We start from the raw sequence: 14,973 nt of genomic DNA, 5'->3' as shown, positions 1-14,973 counted from the left end.
GTAGGAAGAAATCAGATTTTTATACAAAAGCCAGCACTCGCTGGCTTTTGCATTTTCTGTTTTCCAGAATCGATGTTTCAAACTCGAATTACAAACTTTGTTGATGTGCTTCGATCAATGCGTTCATCTTCGCTTCCGCAGCTTGGTTAGCTTGCGCGTAATCCATCTCAGCAGGGAAGTCGCTGATGACTTCGTAGTAGCACTTCAACTTTGGCTCGGTACCGGAAGGGCGGACAATCACGCGTGATTTGTCTTCTAGGTGGTAAACCAGTACGTCACTCGCTGGTAAGTTAATCGCTTCTGTAGTGCCATCAGTTACAAAGCGAAGTGATAACTTCAGATCTTCAATCACTTCAATACGTTTACCCGCGATCTCTTTCGGTGGATTTGCGCGCAGTTTGTCACCGATTGGTGGTGATTTAGGGTCAAGTGCAATACTGCGTTGCGCGTTGAAGTAGAAACCGTGTTGGCGATATAGCTCTTCTAGCTTATCCCACAGCGTTTTGCCTTGTGCTTTCAGTTTACCTGTCAATTGAGAGAAAGCGACCAGTGCTGACAAGCCATCTTTATCCCATACCTTGTTTCCTACGGTGTAGCCAAGAGCTTCCTCGTAAGCAAATAGGAACGGATTTGCTTCTGTCTCTTGTGTCATTGCTACATTGGTCAGCCATTTAAAGCCCGTTAACGTTTGGTAGTATTCTGCACCGTGTGCTTTGGCAATGCTGCTCAATAGGCGAGAAGACACTATGGTATTGCCAACGAGTGCTTTTGGCTGCACCTGTAGTAAATAATCACCGAACAATGAACCCACTTGGTCACCAGTTAGCATTTGGTATTCACCATCTGGGCGTTTTACCGCCACTGCAAAGCGGTCTGCGTCAGGGTCGTTTGCACAGGCGATATCAGCGTCGACAGATTTACCCAGTGCCATAACCATGTCCATTGCGCCAGCTTCTTCAGGGTTCGGGAAGTTTACGGTAGGGAACATACCGTCCGGTTCACGCTGCTCTGGAACACTTGCCACTTTTTCAAAGCCAGCATCTGCGAGTAATGTTTCTGCCATCTCTGCACCGACACCATGCATCGCGGTGTAAACTATCGAGATATCTGTGTTGCTATCTGGTGTTAGCAGAGTATTATCGTTGATTGCATTGCGGTACGTCTGGTAGTACTCGTCTTCAAGCCACACCAACAACTCTTTTTGCTTCGCATCGTCCAGTGACATTAGAGGAAGCGGTTTTGCTGTTGCTTCATCGATTTTTGCGGCAATACCAGAATCGTGCGGTGGAATAATCTGTGCGCCATTTTCCCAGTATACTTTAAAGCCATTGTACTCTGGTGGGTTGTGGCTTGCGGTTACGACGACCGCTGCTGCTGCATTTAACTCACGAACACCGAAAGCGACAATGGGTGTTGCTGCTACTTTATAGGTTAGGTAAACCTTGATGCCTAAAGCAGCAAGTACGGAAGCCGTATCGTATGCGAACTGTTTCGAATCTGGCCGACCATCGTAACCGATAACCACGCCACGAGAGGATGCGTCTTGCACTTGTTCAATCAGATAGTGACCGAGACCAGTCGCCGTTTCTTGAATCACTAAGCGGTTCATGCGATTTGGGCCTGCGCCTACTTTACCACGAAGCCCTGCGGTCCCAAAAGCCAAACGCGAGCTGAAACGATCTTGCAATTCACTTTCATTACCAGTATCGATAAGTTGCTGAAGCTCTTCGCGTGTTTTGGGATCAGGATCTCTTGCAAGCCATAGTGTTGTCTGCGTTGTCATAGTGGTGATTTCCTTAGTCATTGGCAACATCGGTGAAGGTAGGGAAGAACTTTTTTCTTCAAATCTCGTTGAATTACGAAGGTGAACAGCCCTCATCATTACCCACACCATCGATGCTACTTAATGTAAATGTTTCTCAGTTAGATTTCAAAGTTGTACATCGGCAAATAGCTAAGAATAGCCCCTAATTTGAGAATTAATTCGCATCAAATACCTTGAAGAAAGATAGAACTATTACTAGCCTTTTAACATAAATACAACAAAAGGTGGTGAATCATAAGTTTCTACAAATTTTATTAAATTTGTTCGATATTTGCATCAGGAAGCAAAGCAGCTCGCTAGTACACAGCGAGAGAACAGGGGAGAGTTCTTTTGAAAAGATTAGCAACTACTCTAGCCTTATTGATGAATGTGATTTTTATCACGTTTTCTTCGTCCAGTTGGTCAGAGCAAAATGAATACAACATGACCAAAGGTGTGACAGCAATTAGTGGGCAAGTTTATGAATTGCATATGCTTATCTTCTATATTTGTTGTGCCATAGCTTTGATTGTGTTTGGGTTGATGTTCTACTCTATTTTACGTCATCGCAAGTCGAAAGGTGCCGTCGCGGCGAATTTCCATGAAAGTACTAAAGTTGAAATAATCTGGACGGTCATCCCCGTTATTATTTTAATCGCGATGGCGATACCCGCAACGAAAACCTTGATTGCAATGGAAGATACAACGCAATCAGATCTGACGGTCAAAGTCACTGGATCACAGTGGAAGTGGCATTACAGTTACTTTGGCGAAGATGTTGAGTTTTTTAGTCTCTTGGCCACCAGCCAAAAAGAAATCGATGGCATTGAAGCCAAAGGTGCGCATTATCTGCTTGAAGTTGATAACCCTCTGGTATTGCCCATTAATCGTAAAGTTCGTTTTCTAATGACCTCGGATGATGTTATCCACTCTTGGTGGGTGCCTGATTTTGCGGTTAAAAAAGATACGATACCTGGTTTTATCAATGAGGCATGGACCAAGATTGATAAGCCAGGTGTTTACCGAGGCCAATGTGCAGAACTATGCGGTCGAGCTCATGGCTTCATGCCCATTGTAGTTCACGCCATGGAAGAAGATGAATTCGATCAATGGCTAGAAGGGAAAAAACAAGAACTTGCACTACAAAAAGCCGCAGCAAAAGCCTCCCTAACGCAGGAACTTTCTATGGAAGAATTGATGGAAGAAGGACAAGCGGTTTACGCTGCGCGCTGTGCGGTGTGTCATCAAGCCAACGGAGAAGGGCTTTCAGGTGCTTTTCCAGCTATTAAGGGAAGTACAATTGCGTTAGGGCCTGTCGAAAATCATATTGATATCATAGTGAATGGTCGTTCTGGTACTGCTATGCAGGCATTTGCGAATCAACTTAGTGATAAAGAGATCGCTGCTGTTATTACCTACCAACGTAATGCATGGGGTAATGATACTGGTGAGACGGTCCAAGCATCTGATATTAATGCCTTTAAAGCACAGGAAAGTGCCAAGGAGGGAATATGAGTAAACCAATCGATCCTGCGGTTAAGTCTGCGCCTATTGACGCACAAACTAGTGCGAACACAACGATGGTCATTGAAGACGATCACGACCACCATGATGCACCAAAAGGACTGGCTAGGTGGATATATTCTACCAATCACAAAGATATTGGTACGCTTTACCTCTGGTTTAGCTTTGCGATGTTTCTTATTGGTGGGGCAATGGCAATGGTCATCCGAGCCGAACTTTTTCAACCAGGCTTGCAACTTGTTGACCCTCAATTTTTCAATCAAATGACGACAGTACATGGGCTGGTTATGGTCTTTGGCGCGGTTATGCCTGCTTTTACCGGATTAGCTAACTGGATGATCCCATTAATGATTGGCGCTCCAGATATGGCGTTGCCTCGTATGAATAACCTAAGCTTTTGGATTCTTCCCTTTGCATTTTTGATTTTGATTGGCTCGCTATTTTTACCCGGAGGCGGGCCGGATTTCGGTTGGACTTTTTACGCTCCGTTATCGACTACATATGGCCCCGATAGTACAGCACTGTTTGTTTTTTCTGTTCATATTATGGGTATCAGCTCGATTATGGGAGCGATTAACGTCATTGTCACCATCGTCAACATGAGAGCGCCTGGTATGACTTGGTTTAAGCTGCCAATGTTTGTATGGACTTGGTTGATTACTGCGTTTTTATTGATTGCTGTCATGCCTGTTTTGGCTGGAGCCGTAACCATGGTGCTTACTGATAAATACTTTGGCACGAGCTTTTTTGATGCTGCTGGTGGCGGTGACCCTGTCATGTTCCAACATATCTTTTGGTTCTTCGGGCATCCAGAAGTTTACATCATGATTTTACCGTCGTTTGGCATCATATCTGCCATCATTCCTGCGTTTACTGGCAAAAAGCTTTTTGGTTATCACTCAATGGTGTACGCCACTTGTAGCATCGCACTGTTGTCATTCTTGGTATGGGCGCATCATATGTTTACAACGGGAATGCCTGTATTTGCAGAACTGTTCTTTATGTACTGTACGATGCTCATAGCGGTCCCGACCGGAGTGAAGGTCTTTAACTGGGTCGCAACCATGTGGCGTGGTGCGATGACATTTGAAACACCCATGCTGTTTTCCATTGCTTTTATTGTTTTATTTACGATTGGTGGGCTTTCAGGCCTAATGCTTGCGATTGTACCTGCAGACTTCCAATATCATGATACTTACTTTGTCGTCGCTCACTTCCATTATGTCTTGGTATCGGGAGCCGTTTTCTCGATTATGGCAGCAGCCTACTATTGGTTGCCTAAATGGACAGGGCATATGTATGACAATAGACTGAGTCTTTGGCACTTTTGGTGTTCAATTATTTCGGTAAACCTCTTATTTTTCCCGATGCATTTCTTAGGTTTAGCCGGCATGCCACGTCGTATTCCAGATTATGCAATTCAATTTGCGGATGTGAATCAAATTGTCTCAATTGGTGGCTTTGCCTTCGGTTTGTCTCAACTCATTTTCTTATGGTTAGTGATCAAGTGCATACGAGGTGGGGAGCCCGCACCAGCCAAGCCTTGGGAGCATGCTGAAGGCTTAGAATGGACGGTGCCGAGTCCTGCGCCATATCATACCTTTTCAACGCCACCAAAGATCGACTAAAAGCAGAGTAAGGTGAAGGATATGGAAGCCAAAACCTCCCACAAAAAATTAACCGTTAAACTGGTCTTAGCCACAGCCTTGATGTTTGGCTTTGGCTACGCCTTAGTGCCTCTGTATGACGTTATGTGTGATGCACTAGGGATCAATGGTAAAACTAGTGATGTCGCAGCAATCCAACCTACAGGAATGAAAATTGACCGTACGCGTACCATTAAAGTCGAGTTTATGGCTCACATTACACCGGAAATACCATGGGAGTTTGAACCCAGCGTGGTTTCGATGAATGTGCACCCTGGCGAAGTGATTCAAACGGAATATCTTGCATTTAACCAGAGTGAACAGGCGCTTATTGGTCAAGCTGTCCCTTCGGTGTCTCCTGGTTTAGGAGCCGCATATTTCAATAAAATTGAATGTTTTTGCTTTAACCAACAGCCTCTTGAAGGCAAGCAGCAAGCACGTATGCCATTAATTTTTTATATTGAACCTAATGTGCCGGATTCAATTCATACGTTGACCTTGTCTTATACACTCTACAAGTTTCCCCCTCAGCCTGACGAAACATCCCTAGTCAGCCTTCTGAGGAGTGAACCACAGACAAGCCGTCTGTAAGGAGCGATTTTTATGAGTAACAAGCCCGAGAGTTATTATGTTCCTGCACAAAGCAATTGGCCTATTGTCGCTGCCTTTGCTCTTTTTTTGATTGCAGTTGGTGCTGGTTTAACTGTCCAAGGTATTCAAGCGGAAAGTGAGATAGGGACCTTTGGCAAAATCATTCTGATTTTAGGCATGCTGTCTTTGCTTTATATTTTAGCTGGGTGGTTTAGTAATGTAATTACTGAATCATTAACGGGTAAATACAGTGCACAAATTACCCGCTCATTTCGGCAGGGGATGAGCTGGTTTATCTTTTCAGAAGTGATGTTCTTTGGTGCATTTTTTGGTGCTCTTTTTTATGCCAGAATCCTTTCTGTGCCATGGTTGGGTGGCGCTGATAATAATTTCATGACACACGAAGTGTTATGGCCTGACTTTGAGGCTATTTGGCCTTTAACGTCGACACCAGATGGGACGACAACAGAAGCGATGCCATGGAATGGTATCCCACTCATGAATACTATTTTACTTTTACTGTCATCCATTACGTTACATATGGCCCATGTCAGTTTAGAAAAAAATAAGCGGACAGCGTTGATTGTTTGGTTAGAGCTTACCATCGTACTTGCAGGGTTTTTCCTTTATTACCAATATGTTGAATATGCTCATGCTTATCAAGAAATGGGACTCACTCTTCAATCTGGGATCTACGGCAATACGTTCTTTATGTTGACTGGATTTCATGGGTTGCATGTGTGTCTTGGTGCCATATTCTTGCTTGTTCTATTGTCGAGGATTGCCAAGGATCACTTTTCTCCTCATAACCACTTTGCATTTCAAGCGGGGAGTTGGTACTGGCATTTCGTTGATGTGGTTTGGTTATGTTTATTTGTATTTGTCTATGTAATCTAAGTCTATGTAATCGAAGCAAACTTGAGACAAAGCAACGGCTACACCTCTAAAGTAAGAACCACTAAAATACGCATTGCTGAGCTGAGATAAATGGAATGACTAGTACGGATTGGGATTCGGTGAGATCCAGCCTGCACTTAGAGCAAAAAGTAGAAGCAGTATCACGAGAGCAGAAAACATGACTCGACGTCCAAGGTAATGACTCATTGGTTTCCTGTTCTCACTGTTTTCTGGATTGTCTTTAACCATTTCGATCAACGCTTTGGCAAGGTTGAATATGATGAAAAGCAGCAATAAAACCAACGTTGTTTTAAATAAAAAAGTGATGGACATGAAATCTCCTAGTTCATTGTTAGGTTTGTCTGCTAGCTTTTGGGCAGCAGTTTGCTTAACTGTGGCTGTGTTTTTAGCATTGGTCAAACTCGGCATCTGGCAGCTAGATCGAGGCAATGAAAAATGGGCTTTAGAGAAGGCGATGGAACAAAAGCGCAAAGCGCCACATCAAGATATCGCGATTTTGCTAAGTTACAGTGAAAGTAAAAATCGTTTTCAAGGGTTTAAAGTGCAAGCACAAGTCTTGCCACAAGAGTTCCCTATTATTTTGCTGGATAATCAAACTTATGCTGGAAAAGTGGGTTACCTTGCTTACCAAATTGTGGCAATTAATGCTGTAAATCTGCCTTTTAATCAGGCATTTGTTAATACTCCATTGGTTTTGTTGGAACTTGGCTTCGTTGAAGGGCTCGTATCAAGAACAGCATTGCCGAAAGTGATTGAACTCGAAGAAGGGCAATTAATCACAGGTCGTACCTATCAAAAGTCAAACAACCCTCTAAGCTCAGATCTGATGGCAGAAAAGGGTAACCCTGTCCGCATACAAAACTTGAATATTGAGCAACTGGCTGAGAGCTTCAATATTGACTTAGTTCCGTTTGTTATTCAGCCAGATAATCTCAAATCTTGGCCTTACTCTTTTCCATGGAATCCGCTTCCTATGACCAGTGAAAAACATTTTGGTTATTCTTTTCAATGGTTTGTAATGGCAGGGGTATTTTTATTGATAACTCTAATGGTGTTATTTCGCTGGATACGTAGTGTACGCTCACAGGGAGGTGAGGCATGATATCTAAAGTAGCAAAAGGGCGATTTTCTTTAATCGCATTGATCGGCTTATTTGCTCTGCCTGCCATCATTGCTAAATTGGTACTGAGTCAAGGCTGGTATCAACCCGGAGCAACAAACCGAGGCAAGTTAGTCGAGCCATACACCACTTTAACCCAATTAGGACAAGCCTCTCCTTATATTAAAAAAGGTTGGCAACTCGCCTATGTTCTTCCTTCTCAGTGCGGCAGTCGCTGCCAACAGCAGCTTCATTTAATTAAGCAGAGCCATATTGCTTTAGGAAAATATCAGGAACGCGTTATCCCTATTATTTGGGCACCTCAAAACACTCAAAAACCCAATGATTCAATAGCCTTAATGGAAATGAATGAACGTTTGTCTCAACAGGTGCACGCAGGGCAAATTGTTATTGTTGATCCTTTAGGGCAGTTGGTAATGGCTTATACCACTTTAGGTCAAGATGACTTGGTGCAACTAAATAAAGATATGCTGTCTGATTTACGTAAGTTACTTAAGCTGTCACGAGTTGGCTAAGGAGAAGTCATGAGATTAGAGCATTTAGTGAAATTCAGTCTTTGCCTTACGCTCGTCGTTATCATGCTGGGGGCTTACACTCGTTTAGCTGATGCTGGCTTGGGATGCCCTGATTGGCCAGGGTGTTATGGGCAGTTACTTGTCCCTCAAACACAAGAGGAGGTCTCTACAGCTAATGCTTTATTTCCTGAAAGGGCAGTCGAGCAAGGTAAAGCTTGGTTAGAAATGATCCATCGTTATTTTGCTGGTTCACTAGGGATTGTTATCCTAGTTATGGCTATATTGGCAACAAACAAGCAAGATGTTGATGCAACTATCCCAATTTTACTTTGTCTTTTGGTCTTAGGTCAGGCCGCTTTAGGAATGTGGACGGTGACATTAAAACTGATGCCAAGTATTGTTATGCTGCATTTATTCGGTGGTTTTACTCTACTGGCACTCCAAGCTGTTTTTTATTGTCAATTGAAGTCTCATTCTCTTCCTCCAGAGCCAGTTGCTTTAGTCTCAAAAGGGGTCAAGTTACTGTCAGTGTTTACTCTTGGTATTGTTACCATGCAAATTTTACTTGGAGGCTGGACCTCCTCAAATTATGCCGCGCTTATGTGTACTTCATTACCAATTTGTGAAGGTAATTGGCAGGCGCATTTATCATGGAAAGAAGCGTTTTCTTTTTGGCAAACAGGATTTGATAGTTACGAATTTGGTGTGTTGGATTATCCGGAACGCATGACTATTCATGTTAGCCATCGTATTGGAGCTATGGTTACAGCCGCCGTTGTCCTAAGTTACATTGTGGTGTTATACCAACAACAATTCTCTTCGGCCAAAAAAATAGCCTTTTGGCTTGGCTTTGTACTTTTGTGCCAGATTGCTTTGGGTATCAGCAATGTCTTATTTCAGTTACCTATTTATGTCGCCGTTGCACATAACTTGGGGGCGGCTCTAATGCTGGCCTTGATTTGTGTGAGTCAGTTTTATATATGGCAAAGTCATACTTATCAGTATGCTCAAGCGAAAGGAGTTCGCTATGAATAATGAATCGATTTTAATGTTAGAGAGCAGTAAAAAAGCTTGGTCAGCCTACTTGCAACTGACCAAACCTAAGGTTGTGCTACTTATGCTGATCACCGCTGTTGTTGGAATGAGTCTTGCACCTGTCGTCAATTTTCCATGGTTAGAGGCGATATTGGGTTTAATGGGCATCGGATGCATGGCAGGGGCAGCCGCTGCGTTTAATCACTTAATTGACCGACGAATTGACAGACAGATGGACAGAACCCATCAGCGGCCGTTGCCTTCTGGAGATGTGAACCCTTTCTCAGTGACCACTTTTGCTTCCTTTCTGGGTTGTTTTGGTTTTGTATTACTTTATCAATGGGTTAACCCATTGACAGCTTGGATGACATTACTAAGCTTACTGGGTTATGCTGTGGTCTATACACTCTACTTAAAACGGGCTACACCACAAAATATTGTGATAGCCGGTATTGCCGGTGCCATGCCACCATTATTGGGTTGGACGGCTGTAACGGGGGAACTTCATGCCCATGCCTGGCTATTGGTTATGATCATATTTATTTGGACCCCGCCTCACTTTTGGGCTTTAGCGATTCATAGAGTCGAGGATTATCGAAAAGTGAATATTCCAATGTTGCCTGTTACTCATGGTGTGGAATATACAAAAACATCCATACTTTTGTACACGGTCCTTTTAACTTTGGTTTGTATTTTACCCGTATTGGTTGGTATGGTTGGAATGATTTATTTGTTTTCAGCTCTTATCCTTAACGGTGGTTTTATTTACTACGCATGGAAACTCAAGTTTTCTCCTGAACCTAATACTGCAATGGATACCTTTAAGTTTTCGATAGGTCATTTGTTGGGGCTATTTATCGCCTTGTTAGCGGACCATTATATTACTCAAGTTATAGTTTAAATCCCTTGCTGAGAGCTAAAATCGTCTTGCTGTATATGAATCCTGAAGGTTACTTGGCAATAAAGGATAGGGTTGGCGATACGAGTAGACGAAAAAAAGAGGGGCAATAAGCCCCTCTTTAGCTATGAACAAATGATTAAAATGGGCTAGAAAACCCATTGAACCACTTATATTATTCTGGTTGAACGAGTTCTTCGTATTGGAATTCAGGAACCACAACCTCAACGCGGCGGTTTTTCTCACGACCTTCTGCAGTACTATTGCTTGCTACCGGATCCTCCATACCTTTACCTGTTACAGTAAAGCGCTCTGCATTAATACCTGCTGAAATTAAGTAATCAGCAACAGCTTGAGCGCGACGTTCAGAAAGCTTAAGGTTGTAAGCTGCTGGGCCCGTGTTATCGGTATAGCCGGTTACATTAACTTGAGCTTGTGGGAACTCCTCTAAGAAGCTTGCAAAATTGTTTAGGCGCTCAGTTACAGTGTTTGTTAGTTTAGCACTGTCAAACTCAAATGTGCCTGTACCGTACTCTTCTTTGTGTGTACGAGTAAGTAAAACAGGTTCTACCTCAATAACTTCTTCTGTCACTATCGCAGCAATAACAGGAGCCGGAGCAAAGCGGTAGTTAACACCAAGGCCAAAGAAATTGGCGTCCATATCGTCAATCACATTATCAGAAAAGCCTTGATAACGTTGATATTCAGCACGCACACTCCAGTTACTGTCAATCGTGTATTCTGCACCTAGAGATCCAGTAGGAACAATGTCTTTTTCGCTACCAGAGATCATGTATGCACCACCAAGTTTAGCAAACAAGTTCCAAGTGTCATTTACATGCCAGTTAAGCTTTGGAGCAAGTGTGAGCGCCCATAGATGTCCATCAATAGCATCAACGGTATTGCCATTTTTAAAGTTTGCTTCATAATTACCGAGGTAATCTACTCCATATTCTAGTGCAATCATATCAGTAAAGTCGTAACCGATATGCAAACCAAGACCAAACCCATCATCATCGCAAGGACTGTTTAGATAGCAAGCATTATCCAGACTAGTCATGCCCAATTTACCCCCAAGATACATCTCAGCTTGAGCAGTGTTTATCAGACCACCAGCCACCACTGCTGCTACTGCAATTGCTACTTTTTTCATAGTGTTTCCTTGTATTGATTACATGTCACTTCTACTTAGTTTCATTGACAAGAAAGTACTAAGTAGTATTAAGATACCTGTTTAGTATTATTTCGATTTGGACACAGGCTTCAACAGCTTAGACAGTGTTAGAAAAAGCGGCGCGAGCCTCATCACAAACATTCAAAGTATAGTCAAAAAATTTTCATTCAAAGATAAACTTAAGTTAGCTTTAAATGACTTATGTGAACCCGGCGTTAATAAGTAGCACTTTATTGTATTTTTTAATGTCTTTGTTGACATAGCATCGTTAAAAGCTCAGTCATTTCAGTATGAATAATATCCAATCGTGATTGTCAACTTATAATTCATAGCTCGTGTAAGCTTTTATTTACATGATGTTTAGTTTTTAATGGTTGGGATTGTTTGCATTTTTTTGAAAAAAATGATTGAAACTCTACTTCTAAATCGATAAGTTACTTATACCAAGAAAATAAATGAGCTTAAGGTTGATAGAACAGCCAGTGAAGCCATTTCGTATTTGGCTAAATAAGATAAATAATGAGCCAAGACAGTAACTAGGAAGTAGAAGTAATGTTTCAGACTGATGATGTAAGAATTAATCAAGTAAAAGAATTGTTGCCGCCGATCGCAGTAACAGAGAAATTTCCAGCTACAGAGACGGCTTCTTCAACCACTTTTGAATGTAGAAATGCGATTCATAATATATTAGAAGGTAAAGATGACCGACTATTAGTGATCGTTGGCCCATGCTCGATCCATGATCCTGAAGCGGCAGTAGTTTACGGTAAAAAACTTAAAATTTTACGAGACGAACTTGGAGAGCAACTTGAAGTAGTAATGCGTGTTTATTTTGAAAAGCCAAGAACAACGGTAGGCTGGAAAGGATTGATCAACGACCCTTATATGGATGATACGTTCAAACTCAATGATGGCTTAAGAATGGGTCGTAAACTTCTGCTTGATCTTACGGATATGGGCTTGCCTACTGCCAGTGAATTCTTGGATATGATCACACCTCAGTATGTTGCAGATTTAATCAGTTGGGGGGCGATTGGTGCTCGTACAACCGAATCTCAAGTTCATCGAGAGCTTGCATCAGGCTTATCTTGCCCAGTTGGCTTCAAAAATGGCACCGACGGTAATATTAAAATTGCGAGTGATGCGATTCGTTCAGCAAGCGCGTCACACCACTTCTTATCAGTGACTAAATATGGTCATTCTGCCATTGTAGAGACTGCTGGCAACCCTGATTGCCACATTATCTTACGTGGCGGTAAAGAGCCAAACTATAGCGCAGCACATGTTGCTCAAATTAAAGATGAACTAGAATCAGCTGGCTTACCGAAAAAAGTGATGATTGATTTCAGTCATGCAAACAGCTCTAAACAGTTTAAGCGTCAAATGCTGGTTTCAGATGATGTTTCTGAACAAGTTGCTGGTGGCGAAGATGCAATCTTTGGTGTGATGATCGAGTCTCACCTTGTTGAAGGTCGTCAAGACTTAGTGAGTGGTAAGGCGGCCAATTATGGTCAATCGATCACTGATGCATGTATTGGCTGGGAAGATACCGAAACCGTTCTTCGTCAGCTTTCAGACGCTGTAAAAGCTCGTCGTGAGAAATAGATCTCATTTTCAATTTGGATAAATATCCGAATGATTGAAGATTAAAGCCAGCTCAACATGCTGGCTTTTTTGTTAGTTCTTAGCCGCCCTCCATGAAATGCATTTCTTTTTTGCGAAAAACTTCACATCTTCGAAAGCAACTGTTGATTCAATGTTATCTAGGTAAATATTTTGTGTTTTGCCAGTCGCTTTCACAACGATTTTTCTTTAACATCTTGTTGTGTAAAAAATAATTTTAGCGCTTTAGCATAGATTGCAAAAACAAAAAGCTTAATGCTCGCAGATTCCAACATGCACTTTGTGTAGCATACATAAAAAATGAATATGCTGTGAAGTGAGTATTCCCAGTAACTAAGAAGCGAACTTGGTGCTGTTTTCAAACGATATATCCATAAAACAAGAAGTCTCATCCTATGCCTGCTTTAGATTCTCATACATACAAAGAAACACACCTTAAAGAAACAGATAAATTGGTTTCTACAACCGATCTTAAAGGCGTTATTACTTATTGTAACGATGCATTTTGTGATATTGCAGAATATGCCAGAGAGGAACTGTTAGGTCAGCATCATAATATTGTGAGACACCATGACATGCCGAAAGCTGCATTTGCTGATATGTGGGCACATTTAAAGCAAGGTAAAGCATGGCGTGGAATGGTGAAAAACAAAACCAAATCTGGAGGTTATTACTGGGTAGATGCCTATGTTACCCCAATTTATGAATCCCATCAGGTAGTGGGTTACCAGTCTGTTCGGGTCAAACCAAAGCAAGTATGGGTAAAGTCGGCAGAGAAAGCCTACCGAAGTCTCTTAAAAGCGGAAAAAAGACCTTATGCCAAACGTTGGAAGAGTAAAGATAAGATACGTTACCTTACTCTTTTCATTGCCTTAATTGCACCACCTTTAAGCATTGGCTTGCCAATTGACGGTCCATTGGCATGGCTTGCAGCATTGCTCCCAATAGGAACGCTTGTCGTTCTATTTCGTCATGAACTTATTGACACTCCCTTGCAGTTTAAGAAACTGGAATCCCAATACGATAGCATCAGTCGTTTGGTTTATTCAGGGGATAAGCCATTTTCAATTGCTGATTACCATATAAAGTTACTTTCTGCCCGAATTCGTACAGTCTTAGGCCGCATGACAGACTCTGCTTTGCCATTGCAAGATTGTGCTGAGGAGCTGAGTCAAACCACAACTGAAGCTTCTATTGCACTTAATCAACAAAATAAAAATATCAAACAAGTTCGTGATGCGGCTGAGTCGATGCAAATCTCGGCAAATTCGGTTTCATCGAGCACTCATGACGCGCATCTATTGATTGATGACACATTGAAGTCTTGCTTAGTAGCTAAAGAAACAATCAACCAAACACATACCAACTTAACACAGCTGAGCCAACAAGCAGAGCAAGCAACGGAAACGACGTATCAACTCAGTGATCAAGCGCAAAAAGTAAGCCATCTTATGGAAGAGATCGCTGGTATTGCTGATCAAACCAATTTATTGGCATTAAATGCGGCAATAGAAGCGGCTAGAGCGGGTGAACAAGGACGTGGCTTTGCCGTTGTAGCTGACGAAGTAAGAGCGCTTTCTGGCAGAACGTCTAGTGCAACGGAACAAATCCATTCTTCTATTGAAGCAATGCTGAGTACAATTCAAAGTTGGCAAAAAGAGATCCTTGCCAATAAAGAGCAAACTGATACGTGTGCAAAAGTAGCAGAAGAAAGCACTCGGCGTTTATCCGAGGTAGAAGAAATGATGCAAAGCATGAGTGGATTAATAGTCGACGTAGCAGATTCTGCAGATAAACAGCTTCAGTTGTCTAGTGACGTGAATCAACATATCCACTCTATTGCCTCCACTGCTGAGCAAAATCTTGCAGCGACGAACTCCGTCGAGCAAAATAGCAGACAATTAAAAGAACAAGTGCAAGACTTTTATCAACTTGCTAATCAATTTGAGGAGAAGTGATTTGGAGAAAAGTGATGTTAACACAAGCGAGGCTAACGTCATCACGAGTTTGCTGTAACAAAAAAGCCCCGCATTCATGACGGGGCTTTTTTGTTTCTTGTCAAAAGCCATCAGATAGGCAGTAGAAGAAACTAATAATAATCAGTGATTAAGCAAGCAGTTCTTTT

Annotated in this window: 13 protein-coding genes; 10 read left to right on the top strand and 3 right to left on the bottom strand. The window is 42.2% G+C overall.

Translation table 11 applies throughout. From position 1 onward, the window contains the following. Window positions 1–88: 88 nt before the first annotated feature. Window positions 89–1,783, bottom strand: a complete 1,695-nt coding sequence (locus VSA01S_RS13440) for a phospho-sugar mutase (protein ID WP_039979982.1) — start codon at window positions 1,781–1,783, stop codon at window positions 89–91. Between the two features lie 372 nt (window positions 1,784–2,155). On the opposite strand from VSA01S_RS13440, the gene coxB reads away from it, so the two are divergent. The 4 genes from coxB to VSA01S_RS13420 are packed head-to-tail and all read left to right on the top strand — an operon-like array spanning window position 2,156 to window position 6,462. Then, window positions 2,156–3,319, top strand: a complete 1,164-nt coding sequence (coxB, locus tag VSA01S_RS13435) for a cytochrome c oxidase subunit II (protein WP_083932213.1) — start codon at window positions 2,156–2,158, stop codon at window positions 3,317–3,319. Next, complete coding sequence (gene ctaD / locus VSA01S_RS13430) at window positions 3,316–4,956, top strand: cytochrome c oxidase subunit I (RefSeq protein ID WP_039979966.1); 1,641 nt, start codon at window positions 3,316–3,318, stop codon at window positions 4,954–4,956. Before coxB ends, ctaD begins: the two co-directional genes overlap by 4 nt. A 21-nt stretch (window positions 4,957–4,977) precedes the next feature. Next, on the top strand, window positions 4,978–5,565 hold the full coding sequence (locus VSA01S_RS13425; protein WP_039979967.1) for a cytochrome c oxidase assembly protein: 588 nt from the start codon (window positions 4,978–4,980) through the stop codon (window positions 5,563–5,565). 12 nt (window positions 5,566–5,577) lie between these two features. Continuing rightward, on the top strand, window positions 5,578–6,462 hold the full coding sequence (locus VSA01S_RS13420; protein ID WP_039979968.1) for a cytochrome c oxidase subunit 3: 885 nt from the start codon (window positions 5,578–5,580) through the stop codon (window positions 6,460–6,462). A 99-nt stretch (window positions 6,463–6,561) separates the two neighbouring features. On the opposite strand, the gene VSA01S_RS13415 is transcribed toward VSA01S_RS13420, so the two are convergent. Beyond that, entirely contained in the window at window positions 6,562–6,795 is a 234-nt protein-coding gene (locus VSA01S_RS13415) for a DUF2909 family protein (protein ID WP_039979970.1), read from the bottom strand. Here VSA01S_RS13415 and VSA01S_RS13410 point away from each other — a divergent pair. Genes VSA01S_RS13410 through cyoE form a run of 4 tightly spaced genes read left to right on the top strand, consistent with a single transcriptional unit; the run spans window position 6,794 to window position 10,054 of the window. Beyond that, window positions 6,794–7,585, top strand: coding sequence for an SURF1 family protein (locus VSA01S_RS13410; RefSeq protein WP_039979971.1), 792 nt, complete (start codon window positions 6,794–6,796; stop codon window positions 7,583–7,585). The genes VSA01S_RS13415 and VSA01S_RS13410 overlap by 2 nt on opposite strands. Next, the gene (locus tag VSA01S_RS13405; protein ID WP_039979972.1) at window positions 7,582–8,118 is read left to right on the top strand and encodes a redox-active disulfide-containing membrane protein; all 537 of its coding nucleotides are present in this window, start codon (window positions 7,582–7,584) and stop codon (window positions 8,116–8,118) included. Before VSA01S_RS13410 ends, VSA01S_RS13405 begins: the two co-directional genes overlap by 4 nt. Window positions 8,119–8,127: 9 nt before the next feature. Then, entirely contained in the window at window positions 8,128–9,153 is a 1,026-nt protein-coding gene (locus tag VSA01S_RS13400; RefSeq protein WP_039979973.1) for a COX15/CtaA family protein, read from the top strand. Then, window positions 9,146–10,054 carry a heme o synthase gene (cyoE, locus tag VSA01S_RS13395; protein WP_039979974.1) on the top strand — a complete coding sequence of 303 codons (909 nt, stop codon included), beginning with the start codon at window positions 9,146–9,148 and terminating at the stop codon, window positions 10,052–10,054. Before VSA01S_RS13400 ends, cyoE begins: the two co-directional genes overlap by 8 nt. Window positions 10,055–10,226: 172 nt before the next feature. On the opposite strand, the gene VSA01S_RS13390 is transcribed toward cyoE, so the two are convergent. Further along, window positions 10,227–11,204: an OmpA family protein gene (locus tag VSA01S_RS13390; protein WP_039979975.1), complete on the bottom strand. Its 978-nt coding sequence runs from the start codon at window positions 11,202–11,204 to the stop codon at window positions 10,227–10,229. Window positions 11,205–11,777: 573 nt separating this feature from the next. Between VSA01S_RS13390 and aroG the strand changes: the two genes are divergently transcribed. Next, window positions 11,778–12,830 (top strand): 3-deoxy-7-phosphoheptulonate synthase AroG, encoded by a 1,053-nt coding sequence (aroG, locus tag VSA01S_RS13385; RefSeq protein WP_039979977.1) that lies wholly within the window; start codon window positions 11,778–11,780, stop codon window positions 12,828–12,830. A 413-nt stretch (window positions 12,831–13,243) separates the two neighbouring features. After that, window positions 13,244–14,806, top strand: a complete 1,563-nt coding sequence (locus VSA01S_RS13380) for a methyl-accepting chemotaxis protein (RefSeq protein WP_039979978.1) — start codon at window positions 13,244–13,246, stop codon at window positions 14,804–14,806. The last annotated feature ends 167 nt before the right edge of the window (window positions 14,807–14,973 follow it).

The sequence above is a fragment of the Vibrio sagamiensis NBRC 104589 genome, assembly GCF_007990935.1.
Taxonomy (GTDB): Bacteria; Pseudomonadota; Gammaproteobacteria; order Enterobacterales; family Vibrionaceae; genus Vibrio; species Vibrio sagamiensis.
Note: the sequence above shows the minus strand (reverse complement) of the source record. Positions and strands in the feature narration are given on the sequence as shown.

What these genes read in the sequence shown, in the direction of transcription:
- VSA01S_RS13420 (WP_039979968.1), top strand. Translation starts at nt 5,578, where the DNA reads ATGAGTAACAAGCCCGAGAGTTATTATGTTCCTGCACAAAGCAATTGG.
- VSA01S_RS13405 (WP_039979972.1), top strand. Translation starts at nt 7,582, where the DNA reads ATGATATCTAAAGTAGCAAAAGGGCGATTTTCTTTAATCGCATTGATC.
- aroG (WP_039979977.1), top strand. Translation starts at nt 11,778, where the DNA reads ATGTTTCAGACTGATGATGTAAGAATTAATCAAGTAAAAGAATTGTTG.
- ctaD (WP_039979966.1), top strand. Translation starts at nt 3,316, where the DNA reads ATGAGTAAACCAATCGATCCTGCGGTTAAGTCTGCGCCTATTGACGCA.
- VSA01S_RS13440 (WP_039979982.1), bottom strand. Translation starts at nt 1,783, where the DNA reads ATGACAACGCAGACAACACTATGGCTTGCAAGAGATCCTGATCCCAAA.
- VSA01S_RS13415 (WP_039979970.1), bottom strand. Translation starts at nt 6,795, where the DNA reads ATGTCCATCACTTTTTTATTTAAAACAACGTTGGTTTTATTGCTGCTT.
- VSA01S_RS13410 (WP_039979971.1), top strand. Translation starts at nt 6,794, where the DNA reads ATGAAATCTCCTAGTTCATTGTTAGGTTTGTCTGCTAGCTTTTGGGCA.
- VSA01S_RS13380 (WP_039979978.1), top strand. Translation starts at nt 13,244, where the DNA reads ATGCCTGCTTTAGATTCTCATACATACAAAGAAACACACCTTAAAGAA.
- VSA01S_RS13400 (WP_039979973.1), top strand. Translation starts at nt 8,128, where the DNA reads ATGAGATTAGAGCATTTAGTGAAATTCAGTCTTTGCCTTACGCTCGTC.
- VSA01S_RS13390 (WP_039979975.1), bottom strand. Translation starts at nt 11,204, where the DNA reads ATGAAAAAAGTAGCAATTGCAGTAGCAGCAGTGGTGGCTGGTGGTCTG.
- VSA01S_RS13425 (WP_039979967.1), top strand. Translation starts at nt 4,978, where the DNA reads ATGGAAGCCAAAACCTCCCACAAAAAATTAACCGTTAAACTGGTCTTA.
- cyoE (WP_039979974.1), top strand. Translation starts at nt 9,146, where the DNA reads ATGAATAATGAATCGATTTTAATGTTAGAGAGCAGTAAAAAAGCTTGG.